Below are 16355 nucleotides of genomic sequence, written 5' to 3'. Positions count from 1 at the left end.
GCGCAACAATGCCGTCGACGGTGTCGCGGACACTTTTGGCGCATATAACAAGCCCGTTGGTCCCAGCCGGAACACGGTCTACGCCGCTCCCGCCGTCCGACCGACCGCTACCGCTCTCGCGCCCTGCGGCCTTGCCGGCCTCGGGCACTCGCGGTCTACCGGCGTCCGCCGCTCCGTCCGTGTTCCGGCTGGGACCAACGGGCTTGTTATATGCGCCAAAAGTGTCCGCGACACCGTCGACGGCATTGTTGATGCGGAACTGTCGGCCTCGGATGCCTTGGGGCTGCGGTTCCCGAGGCCCAACATGGTGGCCTCGGCAGCGGCGCTGTTCGAACCGGCCGAACCATGGGCGCATGGACGGGACCGGCTGGATGTCGAACCTGAGTGCGGGCGATTCCGGATCACGATCGGCCCGGGCGTCGTCCGTCTCGGCTGGACCAATCCCGTTCGCGCGGAGAAGGCATCTGAGCGGACCGTGGGCCAGCACATGCAGGACGTAGCGGGCGAGGTAGACCGCATAAAGGCCGGTCGTGATGTGCCTGACCCGTCGGGCCGTGCGATCACCGAATGGTCCCGCAAGTCGCGTGCGGCGATGTGCCGCACCTTCGCCGAGCTGGACTACACGCCGATGGTGGAAAGCGGACGGGTACCCGCGATGGTCACGCTGACCTACCCCGGCGACTGGGAATCGGTCGCACCCGATGGAGCCAGCGTAAAGCGACATATGATGCTGTGGCGCAAACGATTTCAGCGCGAATGGGGTGAACCAGCGCGCTACATCTGGAAGATGGAATTTCAACGCCGCGGCGCACCACACATTCACCTATGGATGGCTCCCCCGTATACCGTCGGTCGATCAGGCCGTAGGTTCAGCGAATGGTTGTCGCAGGAATGGGCGGAAGTCGTCGCCCATCCCGACCCTGAACAACGCACACGCCACTTGCGCGCCGGTACGGCTATCGACAGCCTCAACGGATTGCGTGCTTGCGACCCCAAACGCTTGGCGATCTACTTCACGAAGCACTCATCACCGAATAGATTGGGCGACAAGGAATACCAGCACATCGTTCCGGAGGCCTGGCGGCGGCCGGGCCGCGGACCGGGTCGCTTTTGGGGGGTCCACGGGTTGGAACGAGCAACCGCAGTCGTTGAGATCGCCCAGGACGCATACCTGACGGCCCGAAGGATCATCCGTCGGTGGTCTCGCTCACAGGCCATTCATAGCGATTGCACCCACTGCTTCCCCACCGCACTCGTTCCGCGAATGACCCGCGTCGCAGTTCAACGAACAAACTCCAAGACTGGCAAAGTACGCCACCGCAACGTCTGTCGGAGGCGACTTCTCTGCCGCCAAGGCGGCTTCGCGGGTGGCTACGCCCTTGTGAACGACGGACCAGCGTTCGCATCCCAGCTCGCGGCAGCGTTATCGGCGGATCGGGCGAAGGCGGTGCGCGACGAACAACTCGCGGGCCGTAAGTGATCTAACGCAATTCACCTCTGACCGTCGCATTGCAGCAACCGGCTACATACGCTTAGCACGTGACCATCGAACTGTCGCCGCGCCTGCCGGATGGTGAGCGGCCGAGGAATCATCAGGAATTGGCCGCTGAGCAGATGGACCTGGACAACGTGATCAACGAGCTACTCCTGCGGCTGGAGGATCATAAATATCGTTGGGAGCTTTATGAATTCGGACTTTCCGACACTGAAGAGCGACGTCAGGTGCACACAGTCATTGAGCAGCTGCGGCTGGCGGTGCATACGGGTGGGCCAGCCGTACTTCATCCGCTGCGTCACGCGCTGTCTGTAGCTCACTCCGACGACCCCGCGTCGCCTGGATGCTCCGGATAGTCCGAGTCGCGGGCCATGCTCAGCTGCGCACTACCGTCCACGCGGTGCGGGGGACGGCTAGCGCGGTCGTAAACCGACAAAAACGAGGTCGTGAATTGTTCTGGCAATTCGATCTTCGTCGAGCGCATCGTCAAGCACTAGGTAGGTCAGTGCGCTGGTCGTGACGGCACCGAATAGCGCGATCGCGGCAACTGCTGGGTTGTCGAGGGTCACGAGTGAGCCGTCGCCGGCGCCAGCGCGAAGTAACGTCTCGACGGGTGCGAAGTATGCGGCGCTGATCATGTCGGCGATGACGGGCATGCGGGCGGCGCGGCCCAGTTCCCCGATGAGAGCGCGGCAGACGGCGGGTCTCTGTGCCATCACGCGCAGCTGGGCACTGATGACTGCGTGCAGGCGCTGAGCGGCGGAGCCTTCTGCCTCCACGACTGCGGCGACCTCGTGCGCGACTTGCTGTAGGACGTCTTCGAGGAGGAAGGCGAGTATTTCCTCTTTGCCGGCGAAGTAGTAGTAAAGGGTGGCCTTGGCGATGCCGGTGGTGGCGGCGACGTCTTCGATCTTGGTGTCGTTGAGCCCGCGGTCTGCGAAAAGTGCCGCCGCCGGCGGCAGGCGGTCGGCAATTTTTCGCGGAACCTCGCGCATTGACGCTCCTCTCGGTTGGACTTACAGTCTAAACTACTGGATTAGACAGCCGTATAATTAGATTCACAGCGGTAGGAGCTCAGATGACGACGGTGCAACTTCGCTACGACCCGTTCGATGCGACGATTCAGGACGATCTCTACCCCATCTACCGGCAGCTGCGCGACAAAGCCCCGCTGTATCGCGCAGCCGATTCCAACACGTGGGTTTTCAGTCGCCACGAAGATGTCGTCAGCGCGCTGCTTGACCATCACACCTACTCATCCGTGGACGGCATATTTCCAACTCCACCGGGCTCAGATTTCCACGCATCGTTCTTGCCCATGATGATTTTGATGGATCCCCCGCGACACGATCAGCTGCGCGCGTTGGTAAGCAAGGCGTTCACCCCGCGGCGCATCGCGGCGTTAAGTAGTGGGATTGAGGACCTGGCGGAGGATTTATCAGATTGCCTTGACCGGGGCGCAGGGTCGGTTGACTTTGCCGCCGACTTTGCCGCCGTCCTGCCGGCCATGGTGATCGCTGATTTGCTCGGCATTCCTCGCGAGGACCGCGCACAGTTTCGGCAGTGGTCAACCACGATGGTCCAGTCCAATCCGGCGCGCGGTGAGATGGGCGAGGGGCTGGCCGCGGCTGCGGCCGTCTATGCCTACTTCACCGACTTCCTCGCCGAGCGTCGACGCGAACCGCGCGGCGACTTGATGTCGGCCTTGGTGTCCGCCGAGATCGACGGAAAGCGTCTTACTGACGAGGACCTCCTTGGCTTTTGCCTGTTGCTGCTCATCGCAGGCCATGAGACCACCTCGAACCTGCTCAGCAACGCCGCAGTAGTGCTTGCGAGCGATCCCGACATTCGCCGACGACTAGTCGCCGATGACAACTTGCTTGGTCCCGCAGTTGAGGAGCTCCTCCGGTATGACTCACCGGTGCAAGGACTTTCACGAACTCTGACCCGCGACGTCACGCTGCATGGCGTCACGATGTCCGTCGGTGATTCAGTGCTGCTGTTGTTCGGCTCGGCTAACCGTGACGAACGAGTGTTTGCTGATCCCGACGTGTTCGATATCGGGCGCAAACCCGAACATCAAGTGGCGTTCGGCCGAGGTATCCACTTCTGTCTCGGTGCGTCATTAGCGCGGATGGAGGCCCGGATAGCGTTGCGCGCCCTGCTGGCCCGAGTGCCCAACTGGGAAGTCGACCTAGAGAACGCGCAGCGCCTGCGGTCGGGCCTCATCCGGGGCTATATGTCTTTGCCTATCTCGTGGTCGGCAAATTAGCCGAACTGCGCGTCAGGCAGAGCGGCTGGGGCGGCGCCATTCCCGCGGAGCGGGATCACTACGATGCGGGCTCGTCGACCTTGCGGCGGTGCGCGGCGAGGAAGTCATCGACGATGCGCTCACAGTCTTGACGATCGATGGCACGCAGCCCGGTGAGGCGCGCGAAGGCGACCGGCCCCACGAGTTGGCACAGGATCAGCTCGGGGTCGAATTCATCGAGGTCGGCGCAGGCTTCGGGGCTTTGCAAAAGTAGATCGAACGGCTGGCGATACTGCTCGATGATCCGGGTCCGCAGCGCGTGCCGATCGTAGGTCTCCTGAGTGCTGTTTGATGTTGGGCCAAGCGCGACCCAAGCCAGTGTGGTGACGTGCAGCGGCGCCTCCTGGAACAGCGTGGCCTGTCGGCTCAACAGTTCGATGAGTTGGTCGCGCAACGATCCCGTCGCCGGCGGAAGGTGAACCTGCGGCAGCAGCCGTTCAAATGTGGCGGCCAGTAGTTGAGTGGAGCTGCTGAAGTGGCGATAGAGGGTCGTGCGCGCAACTTTAGAGGCCTTGGTGACCGCGTCTATGGTGACGGCTTCAATCCCGCCGGCGCTGAGGAGTTTGGTGGCTGCATCTAATAGCCGGGTCCGGGAGCGCACCAGGCGCGGATCGACATCGTCGTCGACCGGCATGTCAAAACCGTCGCGCTCCATATGGTCACCGTAAACCCTACGCATACCTGGCCCGCACCGAATCGCATCTGCATTGGCGATTGATCCAGCCACTACCCAACTAACGCTACTGTTGGTAGCATAGCGCTACCAATAGTACAGTTATTCGTAGGGGTTTGTGCGTAGTAGGGGGATTCGTGATCAGGCAACGGCTCGAACAACCCGTGGTCCAAAAGGCCACCAATGCACGGCTGGCATGTCGGTTCATGAGGCCATCCCACGAACCCTCCCAACTTGTGCGGCAGGGACTCGCACACGCCGAGGATGGCGTTCTGCGATGAATGCGCTGCTTGCGCTAACCAGGACCCAAGTGTGGATGAGTGCGGCTCGCGGTTTCAGGCTCAGCGGCCGCACCATTACCAGTGACATCCACCGAACGCCGCCGGACCAAGACCGCGTTCGTCCTCGGCATTACCCGCCTCGCTACTGCTCATACCTGGACGACAATTTGATGAACCGGGAAATGTACAACCACGTGCACGACGATCCCACCAGGCTAACTTCCCGGCTGGCTTTTCGTCTGCGGCGTTCATGAACCTTTCAGAATTTCGGCGACGGTGCGTCGTCACGGTCAATCAACCTGCGCGCCGAGGGGCACGTCGCGCCAGGCGCGAAATGCTGGTCCGTCGCCTGCGGGGTGCTCTCGGGCCAATCCAGGTGAGTAGTGCGGTAGCGGTCGACGGGTGCACGCCTGTCGCGGTTTCGGCGACGAAGCGAAAGGGTACTAGCGGTACTGTTCCGACACCGTTAGTTTCTTTTGGGATAACGGAGGTGGGGGATGGCGGACAACGGGTGGGTTTCCTCGGGGGTGGCGACGCTGAGTCGCCCAGTTCGGGAGCAACTTCGCAAGGTCGCGGCGGGCGAGGGCGCATACAGTGATCGACTAGCTCGCCTGGCGGGGTTCAGCATCCGACATAAGGTGCTGGTCATCGGGGCGTGGGTGGTGACCGCCGGCGTCCTGGCGATGCTGTTCCCCCAGCTGGAAACCGTTGTGAAACAGCAGTCGGTGAATCTGGTCCCCCCTGATGCTCCATCGCTGCAGACGGTTGACCGGATGGGCACGGCATTCGGCGAGCAGGGGTCCAAGACCACCGTCTTTGTTGCATTCGAGGACCCGACGGGCCTGACTGCGCCGGTGCGTCAGCGCTACAAAACGATGGTTTCGCGGTTGCGTGCCGACTCCCAGCACGTGCGACTGGTTCAGGATCTGTTAGCCGACCCCGTTACTGCGGGTCAGGCGATGAGCCAGGATGGCAAGGCGTGGTATGTGCCGGTCGGGGTAGCTGGCACGCTCGGCGATCCTAGAGCGGCGGAATCCGTTCGGGCGGTGCGCGCTATTGTCGCCGAGTCGTTTAGCGGTACGTCCACGATCGTTCGTGTAACCGGACCTCCCGCGACATTCAGCGATCTAATCGATTCGGCTGAGCAGGATTTGATTGGCATCTCCATCGTGACAGCCGGTCTGATCGCGGTGATTTTGCTGGTCATCTATCGGTCACTAGTTACCGCGTTGCTGCCATTGCTCGTGATCGGTGTGAGCCTGGCGGTCGGGCGCGGGGTGCTCTCGGCGCTGGGCGAATCAGGAATGCCGGTGTCGCAATTCACGATTGCGTTCATGACTGCCATCTTGTTGGGTGCCGGCACCGATTATTCCGTGTTTCTGATCAGCCGGTATCACGAGCAGCGCCGCCAGATGATTTCGGCTGACCTGGCTGTGATTAACGCAACCGCCACCATCGGGCGGGTGATCATGGCTTCCGCCGCGACTGTGGCGTTTGCGTTTCTATCCTTGGTCTTTGCGAAGCTGAGCGTATTTAGCGCATTAGGCCCGGCGTGCGCGATCGCTGTCTTTGTCGGAGTCGCAGCTACAGTAACGTTGTTTCCTCCGGTATTGGCGCTTGCCGCGAAACATGGCATTGGCGAACCCAAAGCTGACCGCACGCGCCGATACTGGAACTGGATCGCCGTGGCCGTGGTCCGCCGACCCGCCCCACTGCTGGCCGCCAGCCTGGCACTTGTATTAGGCCTCGCGGCTGTCGCGCTGACTATGCACATCAGCTACGACGATCGGCAAGGACAGCCGGCGACGACCACCAGCAATGAGGGCTATCGCTTGCTGGATAGGCATTTCCGCAAAGATATCGTCATCACACAGTTCATGGTCGTCGAATCACCCACAGATATGCGCACCAGTAAAGGCCTAGCCGACCTAGATGAAATGGCGTCTCGAGTGTCGCAATTGCCGGGCGTCACCAAGGTTTCCGGTGTCACTCGGCCCACCGGTGCACGCCTCGATCAGGCACAGCTCTCGTGGCAAAACGGCCAGATCGGCAACAAGATGGCCGGCGCGGTCGCCAAGGGAGACGCCCATAAGGACGACCTGGCCAAACTCACCAGTGGCGCCGACCAACTCGCCGGCGGCCTGGCGCAACTTGACACCACCCTGCGCACGGCATTGACACCGCTGACCGCGGTCCTTACCCAAGCCCAGTCCAGCGGATCGCAATTTCAACACTTTCGCCCTCTGCTGCAGCAACTTTCGGCTACCACACCAACCATCGATCAAGCGATCCGAACCGGGCCGGGACTGCGTCAAGAAGCTCAACAAGCCCAAAACGCGATCGCCACGATCGATCCGCTGGTTGGTGCGCTCAACACCTCCCCGTGGTGTGCCACCACACCCGAGTGTGCCCAGATCCGCGATCAGGTGCAGATTCTGGTGACCTTGCGCGATGGCGGCTTTTTCAGCCAGCTCGCCAACCTGGGCGACATGTACCAGCCGGGCAGCGACAATGCGGCGGGCACCGTAGCAGATCTGCAGAGCACGGTCACCTCGCTGAACAAGGCTTTCGGAGCACTCGGCGATCCCGCCGACATGGCCGGCAATATCCGCCGCCTCCAAAACGGCATCAGCCAGCTCGCGTCGGGTGCACAAGCCCTGGCCACCGGCGTGCACACCCTTGCCGACAGCAACATCGAAATGTTGTCCGGCATGAGTCAGGTCGCCACCCAATTACAAAATTCCGCGCGGTCCAGCGCCGGTTCGGACAACGCCAGCGGCTTTTACCTGCCCGCCAACACCTTCGAGAATCGCCAGTTCGCCGATGTGGCAAAACATTTTATGTCGGCCGATGGCAAGACCGCCCGCTTCGCGATCGAATCGAGCTACAACCCCTACAGCAGCCAAGCGATGGATCTCGCTCAGAAAATCACCGAAGTTGCCGGGGCCGCACGCCCGAACACCTCCCTGGCCAACGCCACGATATCGATGGCCGGTTTCCCCGCCGTCAACTCCGATATTCAGCGCCTGCTGTCGGCCGACTTTCATCTGCTGGCGATCGCCACGCTCGTCATCGTCGGAGTGATCCTTGTCCTTCTCCTGCGTGCCTTGCTGGCCCCGCTCTACCTCCTCGGTACGGTCGTACTCAACTATGGCGCGGCACTGGGCATTGGGACGCTCGTCTTCCAATACGGCCTGGGTAAGGAAATCGCCTGGCCCGTACCGCTTGTGGCGTTCATCATCCTGGTCGCCGTCGGCGCCGACTACAACATGCTGCTGATCTCGCGGTTACGCGAAGAATCCGCTCACAACATTCGCGTCGGCGTGCTACGCACGGTCGCAAACACCGGTTCAGTCATCACCTCAGCCGGGCTCATCTTCGCCGCGAGTATGTTCGGCCTGATGGTCGGCTCTGTCGGAATCATGATCCAAGTCGGATTCATCGTCGGCTGCGGCCTACTACTCGACACCTTCGTCGTTCGCACCCTCACGGTGCCCGCGATCGCTACGCTCCTGCGCGAGGCCAGCTGGTGGCCGCAACGGAAATCCTCGACTCACAACGGCCGACCACACCGGACCACATGACAATTGGCCGAGAGCGCATCCGCACCAGCGACGGGATCACTCTCGTGGCCGATTGCTACCGGCACGCCGCGACTCACCCCGTCGTGTTGCTGCTCCATGGCGGCGGCCAGAACCGTCACGCGTGGGCCACCACCGCCCGTCGACTCTATTCCCACGGCTACACCGTCGTCGCCTACGACACACGAGGTCACGGCGACAGCGACTGGGACCCGAGCGGACAATATGACATCGAACGGTTTGTGTCCGATCTGATCTCGGTACGAGGACACGTCAGCGCCGACAGTCCCCCCGCCGTCGTCGGCGCGTCGCTGGGTGGGCTGATCATCCTCGCTACCCATCTGCTGGCCCCACCCGACCTCTGGGCAGCCGTTGTCCTGGTCGACATCACCCCGCGAATGGAATTTCATGGGGCCCGTCGCATCCTGTCATTCATGGCCGGACACCCCGACGGATTCGGCACGCTCAATGATGCCGCCGATGTCATCGCCGAATACAACCCACGCCGCGCGCGACCCGAAAATCTCGACGGCCTGCACAAGGTTCTGCGCCAACGTAGCGATGGCCGATGGATCTGGCGCTGGGACCCGGCCTTCATCAGCTCCAACTTCGATGTCCTCCAAGGCAATCTCATGACGGGCAGCGAGGAGTTCGACGCCATCAGCGGATTCCTCGCCGAAGGAGCACGTCGAATCACGGCCCCAACGCTGTTGGTACGCGGGGCACTTTCAGACGTAGTCTCCCAGGAAACCGTCAGCGAATTCCGCCAGCTCGTCAGGCACGCCGAAACGACGGACGTCACCGGCACCGGTCACATGGTTGCCGGCGACAACAACGACGCGTTCACCGCCGCGGTTACCGACTTCCTCGACCGCGCCATGAGGACCCTGACATAAGCATCCAGCGAGTCTTCAGCCACCCGGGCTACTGATGTGCCATGGCTTTGGGTTGTGTTGCGTCTGAGTCATTCTCGTCGACAGGAAGGTCGTGCCGAATCGCTCGGACGCGACCTCGCGGCAGACACGCCACGTATCCGTGACACTTGCCATAGAGTTCCCACGAGGTCGCCGCTACATCCGGGTCGACGTCGATGCGGTGGCCGGGGGAGAAACAGAGATGTAAGGCCCCGTCGTCGTCGCACCAGGCGCGCGTGCAGATCGCTCCGGCAAGGTCCAACAGTGGCCGCTCCTCGGGCGAAAGGTTGATGGGGTCGATCAACACTTCATCCGACGGCCAGGCTCCTGCCGGCGGGAGGGTCAGTCGCAGCGGTCGGGAAATCACCAATTCGTTGTAACCGTCGAGGTCGAGTATGAGCCCTTCGTGCAGCGAGACTCGCTGAACGGTGCATTGCTCAATCCATTGCGTGTGCATAACCGCCCCCTTCGACGCGTCGGTGAGTCCCATCTATGCTACCGATAGTAGCGCAACGATACTATTAGTATTCCTATGCGCTATCGCGGGCGTTCCATGCATCAAGAATGCGCTGCAAACCTCGATCAATGCGCTCGCGCGCCTCCCCTGCCGTGCGGCTCTGGTGTGGCTGCGGTCGGTTGACCTGCCGTATGCATGCAGTCGTCGGAATGCGAACACTACGGACCGATCTGAGTTGTCATCCCCAAGTGCGACCATCCCAATATGGCGATCACCATCCCATCCGGCCGGCCCAACTGGCGCTTCATGCGCTACGTTCGGCCGCCGACGAGAGACTCGAAGTTGGAGCCTCTGTACCCATTGAGGCCGGCAACGCGCCCGGTGCGGCTGGGCATTGATGTCGGGACCATCGCGGAGCCGCCGGAGGAGGGCTACATCACCGGGTTCCTGACGCGCGACGAGATCGAGGTGCACCTATTGATCCCGGCGGCAACGGAAGCTCCGAGCGGGTGGACCGAGTTGCTCGATGAACCGCCTTGCCACACCGTCAATTTCACGAACGTAGCTGACGCAGGCAAGTTCTGCGACGCGGCCGAGTTCTCCGTCAGCACCGCTCGTGGCGAGAGCTACCGTGCCTGGTCCAAGGCTCGGTTCTTCGCCGCGTACCAGCAGCTCGATGAGCACGATGCGCCGGACGGCCTCCCCCCGTTGACGCTCGATCAGCGACATCGTGCAGCTGCCTATGCTGCCGCCGCCGGGGCTGTTGGCATCGATGCCATCGTCACCACCGCCCCCACTGCGGGACGAACAGATGTCGCCGACAACGATGTGGTCGTCAGCGTGACACCCGACGCGGCTGTACCACTCATCGGTCACTACTTGCGGGTGACTAGCAATCCGGTTGTGACGGTCGAGCGCGGCATGTTGGTGGGTGGCGGAAGCTGGGAGACGACGGAGTCGACTGCGACCATCGTCAATCTTTACGACTGGGGCACGGTCAGCGGATTGCCATACTTCGATGCCGCTTCAATGTTTGCGGCTGCCGCTAAAGGTGGACCTGAGGCCGCAGAGGCATTCACGTCGGTTCGCATCCGCCTGAGACGTGCAGCGCGCGCGTTCGACGATCTGCTGGCCGCGCTGTCGAACCCGCTGGACGGGAAGCGGAACGAAGATGTTGCCGAGGCTACCGCTGAAGCTTTTGACCGTGAATTACTCTATCTTGCAGCAGTTTTCGATATTTTCGGGCGTGCTTACCAAGCGATGGTCGACCCGTCAGTTGATCGGAAAAAGGCTCGGGGATCACTCGACTCGCGGACCTTCATCGACAAGGAAGTGCGAACGCAGTACGACCAGTCACTTTTGGGTGACGTGACGCGCCTGCGGGTGTATGCGTGGCTCTGCAAGCAGTTGAGGAATCACATCCACGATGGCGTTCTTGCCGTCGACACCCACCCTGGCCGCAGCTACGGCAACACGATGAACGTGGCGCTGAATCTCAGTGTGATTCCCGAGTTAGCCCTCGGTGCCGACAATGAGATGACTCAGCACCACTACGACGCGCTGGGAGTGTGGCAGACCGAACCTGTTTCGCCCTTTACCGGTTCGTCAATGGTGGCCGACCTTGCGGCAACCGGTTTCACCCTCATCCGAGCGGCGCTCGAGTACATCGAAGCGTTCACGAAACTTATCGTCCGGAACAAACCGGCGAATGCGCCGTCGTTCTAGTGCGTTCCTGGGATGCGTGCAGGCTCGTCCGGGCGAGGTCGAGCCAGCGCCCCCAAAGCGAGCAGTGTTCTATCAAGCACTGTTCGGATTACATCCGGACAGCGTGTAGTGGACCCCTAGCAGCCCGACACGAGGTTGACGCCGTCATGGACCCGCGAATGAGTTTCTTCGTCGAACGCGTCCAGTACACGCACCGCGAATGCAGGATTCATCGCTGACTGAACTTCCTCCCTTGTCATCCAACGAACCTCGCGGGCTTCCGCAGTGGGGTGAGTGTCCCCATCGGCCGGATGGCAGCGGTAGACCAGAGCGACAATCCCATGGGTCAGGTTCTTGTAAACGCCGGTGAGACGTTCTACCTTCACCGTCAATCCGGTTTCCTCAAGGACTTCGCGCCGAACACCGTCCTCAAAAGATTCGCCTAGTTCGAGTACACCACCAGGGGCTTCCCAGTGGCCGTTGTCGTCCCGCCTGATCACGAGAACGCGATCATCGTCACGCACTACGATGCCGGCGACACTGACCGAGTGCTTAGGCGAGGTTGCCATTTCTGGGGTCCTCCTTGTTCGATGCCGGCAGAAGAGACACGGGTTGACTGGCTTCCTAGACTAGTCGTCTAGACATGTGATGGAAGGCCAGCGGGTGCTGCAACTTGGACAAATCGACAGAGCCGATGACAAGCCGCCATATCGGCAGATCGCGGGCATGTTGCGAGAAGCGATCCGTTCCAACCGGCTAGCTCCCGGGGAACGACTGCCGTCTGAGACGGAACTTATCGAGCATTTCGGTGTGGCACGCATGACGGTAAGACAAGCTGTGCAGGAGCTTCGTTCCGAGGGACTGGTCGTCTCGCAGCATGGCCGCGGGGTGTTTATTCGCCCGACGCCCCCCATCCGCCGGCTCGCGTCGGATCGATTCGCGCGACAGCATCGCGCGGCAGGCAAGGCGGCGTTTACCGTCGAGGCCGAGAAATCGGGTTACTCGCCGCAAGTCGACAATATTGCGGTGAGCCGCGAGAAGCCGAATTCGTTTGTAGCGGAACGACTTCGATTATCACCGGACGATGACATCGTCGTGCGATCGCGCCGCTACCTGGCGAATGGCCGACCGGTTGAAACGGCGGTCTCCTTCATCCCGGCTGCTTTCGCCGAAGGCACGAGGATCGAGCAGGTGGACACTGGGCCCGGGGGCATCTACGCCCGACTGGAAGAGAATGGCCACGTACTCGGTCACTTCACCGAGGAGGTCGCAGCCCGAATGCCCACTCCCGAAGAACGGCGGCAACTGGAACTCGAACCAGGCGTTCCCGTATTGACAGTGCTGCGAACCGCATATGACGCGAATGACGTGGCGGTTGAGGTCTGCGACACGGTGAAAGTTGCTTCCGCCTACCTGCTCGAATACGAGTTCCCGGCCCGCTGAGCCCAAAGTCTTCGATCAACTGGGCGTCGACCGTTGCACTCCTCTAGACGACTATGTAACCTCAACTTGTCTAGAGCAGTTCTCATGAAAGGTCGACAAATGTCTGTGCCGAAATGGCTCAAGGTGTCACACCAGCAGGTTTTCCCACGCAAAGCGTTTGTGGTGTCCGACGTGACGGCGGTGATCGATTACGAGCGGTCGACGAAGGACAACAAGGTCCAGGCGACTGATCGAGAATCAGGCGCTCCGTTGTGGCAGGTCGAAGTCCTCGACGGCGACCCGACAGCTAGTAAGCGAGCGCGCACTCTCACCGTCAAGTTCGCAACGCCCAAGCAGCCTGTGTGCCCACCGAACACTGCCGGAATGCCCTTCACACCAGTGATTTTCGAGGAACTATACATATTGCCGTACGTAGACCGTTCGAGCGAATCCGGCCGCATCGCGTGGTCGTTTCGGGCCTCGGGTATGACTGCGGACACCGGCAAGGCGGGGTCCTCAGCGGGAGACCGGGTGTCAGCATGAGTCCGTACGACCCCGTAGTACCTAGCGATCCGTATTCGATTCCAGATCCCGACGCCGGCATCGACTTCTTTGACCTCACGCACCTGCTGGCGGTCGGCGCCATGTGGCTCATTGCGGTGATCGGCGTGGTCGCCGTTTCGCTCGTCGTTTGGAGAGTGCGTTCCCCCGCCACATTTGGGCGTTATGTTGCAACACCAGCATGTCGGGCCCGATGGCTGATCTGGGCATCGATCTCCTGGCCACGGGTTGCCAAGGCCTGCGGGTTGTCGACTCCCGAGCACGTCACACGCACGGACGCACAGGGCAAGAGCAGGACGAGGACAGTTTGGACTCATCCTCGCCTTCTCGGGGTGAGCATGTTCGGCGACTGCCTACGGATGACAGTCCGAACACGGACCGGCCAGACGGTGGACGACCTCGAAAACGCGGTCCCCGCAATTCGTGACGCTGTCGGGGCGCATTCCGCCCGCTCGACACTGATCGGCCCCGGCACGGTTCGCGTGGAATTCGTTATGAAACAATGCCTTTCAGAGGCAGAGACCGCTGCATTCCCAACCAGCGTCGAGCCGACGGGCGTCGAGGTCGGCCGGCGTGAGAATGGGTCGGCATGGACTCTGCGCGTCGCCGGCCTGCACACCCTCACTGTTGGGTGCTCGGGTGCGGGCAAGGGCTCCGTTTTTTGGGGCATTGCAGGCGGATTAGGCCCAGCCATCAAGGCGGGAACCGTGCGGCTGTTCGCCGTGGATCTCAAGTACGGGATCGAAGTGTCAGTCGGGTCTGCACTATTCAGCGGCATTGCGACGACCGAGGCCAACGCCGCGAGACTGCTGACCAACTTGGAGGAGCTACTAGACAGCCGCGGTCGCAGGATGGCCGGCCGAGCGCGTTCGCACACACCGAGCACCGCCGAACCGCTCGTCGTGCTGCTCATCGATGAATTCGCGGGCTTGACCGCATACATGACGGACGCGGCACTGAGGAAGCAAGTTGCGGGCTCACTCTCACGCATCCTGACAAAGGGTAGGGCTGTAGGCATCGTGGTCGCCGCATTCATGCAGGACCCTCGCAAGGAGATTCTGCCCATGCGCGGGTTGTTCACCCAAACCGTCGCACTGCGGCTGCGCTCACGCGACGAAGTCGCCATGGTCTTGGGTGACGGCCTCGCCGACGCCGCCCCCGCGCATCGGATCAACCCAAATGAGCCTGGTACCGGATACGTCATCGCCGAAGACGGGTCAACGATGCGAGTACGCGCCGACTTCTGGCCCGATTCGCTAATCCGTTCTGTCGCACAAGAATACGGGCCTACAAGCTCAAGTCGCGCTGGTTCAGCAGAGAACTGAGGACATCGGCATGACAACCCTCGGCATCAAAACCAGCGCCACCGCGACAGCGACCTTTCCAGAGCTTCTAACAGCGGAGCAGGTGGCCGAGCTGCTTGGCGTGTCCGCTGCGACGGTGAGTCGATGGGGCGCATTGCGCGAACACGGCGCAGACGTGGGACCGCCCTGCTACACGCTATCTGATCGCGTAAGACGTTGGGACGCAGCTGAAGTCCGCGCATGGCTTCGTAAGGTGCGTCGCTAAGTGGCCGGATCGGTCCCGCGCGGTATCCGAAAGCGGATCAATTCGGCCGGTCTGCCGCGCTATCAAGTGCGCTACCTGGTGCGTGATTCAGACTCCCCGTCGGGATGGGCTGAGACGTCGTCGACGTTCGCCACCTTGCGAGAAGCGCGGGCATTCAAGGCCGACCGGGATGGCGAAGCGGCGATCGGCGCCAGACGCTTCGACCCCCGACTTGGCCGGGCCAAACTCGCCGCTGTCTGGACGCAATACAGCGCGTTGAAACGCCCCGCAGTGTCGCCCAAGACCTGGAGCGGCTACACCCAGCATTGGGAACTACGCATCAGTCCGCGTTTCGGCCACGTCCCGGTTGATGAAATCAGCCGAAAGGATATACAGCAATTCATCGATTCCATGACCGTCGGTCCCTGGGCCAAACTCGCCACGCTGCGGCTGCTGCGGTCGATTCTCGACATGGCGCGCGAGGACGGTCGAATCCACAGCAACCCGGCTGACGGGGTGTCATCCGGGCGGATACCCACCCGAGAACGCCACCGCTATCTGACCGCCACCGAAGTCGCCGCCCTGGCAGCCGCATGCGGCGACCACGGCGACGTGGTGATCATCCTCGCCTTCACCGGCCTGCGCTGGTCCGAACTCGTCGGCCTGCGGGTCGGCGACATCGACCTAACTGCGCGTCGGCTCTATGTCCGCCAGGCCGCGCCAGAAGTGGAAGGCCGGATCATCGTCGGGCCGCCAAAAACTCGCGCCGCCGCCCGAACCGTCCCACTCCCCCAAATCGTCATCGACGCGCTCAAACCAAGGATCGATAATCGCGCGCCCACAGAACATGCAATCACCTCGCCAAATGGCGGGTTCCTCAGATCAAACAACTGGCGCCGGCATACCGACTGGAACGAAGCCCTAAAGAAAACCGGACTGGTGCCGCTGACGATTCACGACCTGCGCCACACCTACGCCAGCCTGGCCCGGGCCTCCGGCGCCGACCTCCGCTACGTCCAGAAGACGATGGGGCACTCGACGCCGACCGTCACCGCGAACATCTACAGCGACCTCTATTCAGACGAACTCGACCACGTAGCCACGAATCTCGACCGGCTTCAGGACGTCGCCAAAAACCGGGCGAACGGACAGGAACCGGACACACCGAACCATCCATAGAGTGCCATCACCGCGTCCGTGCAGCTCAAGACTGGTGGCCAGGGGCGGGATCGAACCGCCGACCTTCCGCTTTTCAGGCGGACGCTCGTACCGACTGAGCTACCTGGCCGGAAGGCAGCGAATATCTCGCCGCGCTGGCGACCCTGACGGGACTCGAACCCGCGACCTCCGCCGTGACAGGGCGGCGCGCTAACCAACTGCGCCACAGGGCCTTGCTCTGCTCCGCGTC

General features: G+C 61.9%; 15 protein-coding genes and 2 tRNA genes. 11 read left to right on the top strand and 6 right to left on the bottom strand.

Features of this window, described 5'->3' with window-relative positions:
- The coding region (locus A5700_RS25740; protein WP_369828304.1) for a hypothetical protein at positions 1-1480 on the top strand (1480 nt) is incomplete at its 5' end.
- Between the two features lie 59 nt (positions 1481-1539).
- On the top strand, positions 1540-1851 hold the full coding sequence (locus A5700_RS26405) for a hypothetical protein (protein ID WP_131806047.1): 312 nt from the start codon (positions 1540-1542) through the stop codon (positions 1849-1851).
- 57 nt (positions 1852-1908) lie between these two features.
- Here A5700_RS26405 and A5700_RS24005 read toward each other — a convergent pair whose 3' ends face one another.
- The gene (locus tag A5700_RS24005; protein WP_014710943.1) at positions 1909-2490 is read right to left on the bottom strand and encodes a TetR/AcrR family transcriptional regulator; all 582 of its coding nucleotides are present in this window, start codon (positions 2488-2490) and stop codon (positions 1909-1911) included.
- Between the two features lie 83 nt (positions 2491-2573).
- Here A5700_RS24005 and A5700_RS24000 point away from each other — a divergent pair, with 83 nt between their 5' ends.
- Positions 2574-3767, top strand: a complete 1194-nt coding sequence (locus A5700_RS24000; protein WP_014710942.1) for a cytochrome P450 — start codon at positions 2574-2576, stop codon at positions 3765-3767.
- A gap of 58 nt (positions 3768-3825) precedes the next feature.
- Here A5700_RS24000 and A5700_RS23995 read toward each other — a convergent pair whose 3' ends face one another.
- Positions 3826-4461, bottom strand: coding sequence for a TetR/AcrR family transcriptional regulator (locus tag A5700_RS23995; RefSeq protein WP_014710941.1), 636 nt, complete (start codon positions 4459-4461; stop codon positions 3826-3828).
- Positions 4462-5257: 796 nt separating this feature from the next.
- On the opposite strand from A5700_RS23995, the gene A5700_RS23990 reads away from it, so the two are divergent.
- The gene (locus A5700_RS23990; RefSeq protein ID WP_024636820.1) at positions 5258-8344 is read left to right on the top strand and encodes an RND family transporter; all 3087 of its coding nucleotides are present in this window, start codon (positions 5258-5260) and stop codon (positions 8342-8344) included.
- Positions 8341-9237: an alpha/beta fold hydrolase gene (locus tag A5700_RS23985; RefSeq protein ID WP_014710939.1), complete on the top strand. Its 897-nt coding sequence runs from the start codon at positions 8341-8343 to the stop codon at positions 9235-9237. Before A5700_RS23990 ends, A5700_RS23985 begins: the two co-directional genes overlap by 4 nt.
- Before the next feature lie 28 nt (positions 9238-9265).
- On the opposite strand, the gene A5700_RS25735 is transcribed toward A5700_RS23985, so the two are convergent.
- A complete protein-coding gene (locus A5700_RS25735; RefSeq protein ID WP_014710938.1) occupies positions 9266-9712 on the bottom strand; it encodes a DUF6188 family protein in 447 nt (148 codons plus the stop codon).
- Between the two features lie 264 nt (positions 9713-9976).
- Here A5700_RS25735 and A5700_RS23980 point away from each other — a divergent pair, with 264 nt between their 5' ends.
- Entirely contained in the window at positions 9977-11437 is a 1461-nt protein-coding gene (locus A5700_RS23980) for a hypothetical protein (protein ID WP_231973838.1), read from the top strand.
- Positions 11438-11553: 116 nt separating this feature from the next.
- Here A5700_RS23980 and A5700_RS25730 read toward each other — a convergent pair whose 3' ends face one another.
- On the bottom strand, positions 11554-11985 hold the full coding sequence (locus A5700_RS25730; protein WP_008263949.1) for an NUDIX hydrolase: 432 nt from the start codon (positions 11983-11985) through the stop codon (positions 11554-11556).
- 79 nt (positions 11986-12064) lie between these two features.
- On the opposite strand from A5700_RS25730, the gene A5700_RS23975 reads away from it, so the two are divergent.
- The 5 genes from A5700_RS23975 to A5700_RS23965 all read left to right on the top strand — a co-directional run bounded on the left by A5700_RS23975 (position 12065) and on the right by A5700_RS23965 (position 16126).
- Positions 12065-12859, top strand: coding sequence for a GntR family transcriptional regulator (locus A5700_RS23975; protein WP_020821582.1), 795 nt, complete (start codon positions 12065-12067; stop codon positions 12857-12859).
- Positions 12860-12958: 99 nt separating this feature from the next.
- Positions 12959-13381, top strand: coding sequence for a hypothetical protein (locus A5700_RS25725; protein WP_008263947.1), 423 nt, complete (start codon positions 12959-12961; stop codon positions 13379-13381).
- Entirely contained in the window at positions 13378-14724 is a 1347-nt protein-coding gene (locus tag A5700_RS23970) for a hypothetical protein (RefSeq protein ID WP_020821580.1), read from the top strand. The genes A5700_RS25725 and A5700_RS23970 overlap by 4 nt, the downstream gene beginning before the upstream one ends.
- 10 nt (positions 14725-14734) lie before the next feature.
- Positions 14735-14968 carry an AlpA family transcriptional regulator gene (locus A5700_RS27140; RefSeq protein ID WP_008263943.1) on the top strand — a complete coding sequence of 78 codons (234 nt, stop codon included), beginning with the start codon at positions 14735-14737 and terminating at the stop codon, positions 14966-14968.
- On the top strand, positions 14969-16126 hold the full coding sequence (locus A5700_RS23965; RefSeq protein ID WP_008263933.1) for a site-specific integrase: 1158 nt from the start codon (positions 14969-14971) through the stop codon (positions 16124-16126). It begins immediately after the preceding gene.
- Positions 16127-16158: 32 nt separating this feature from the next.
- Here A5700_RS23965 and A5700_RS23960 read toward each other — a convergent pair.
- Positions 16159-16235, bottom strand: a tRNA-Phe gene (locus tag A5700_RS23960).
- A 26-nt stretch (positions 16236-16261) separates the two neighbouring features.
- A tRNA-Asp gene (locus tag A5700_RS23955) sits at positions 16262-16338 on the bottom strand.
- Positions 16339-16355: the final 17 nt, after the last annotated feature.

It is taken from the genome of Mycobacterium sp. E1214, assembly GCF_001666755.1.
Classification (GTDB): Bacteria; Actinomycetota; Actinomycetes; order Mycobacteriales; family Mycobacteriaceae; genus Mycobacterium.
Note: the sequence above shows the minus strand (reverse complement) of the source record. Positions and strands in the feature narration are given on the sequence as shown.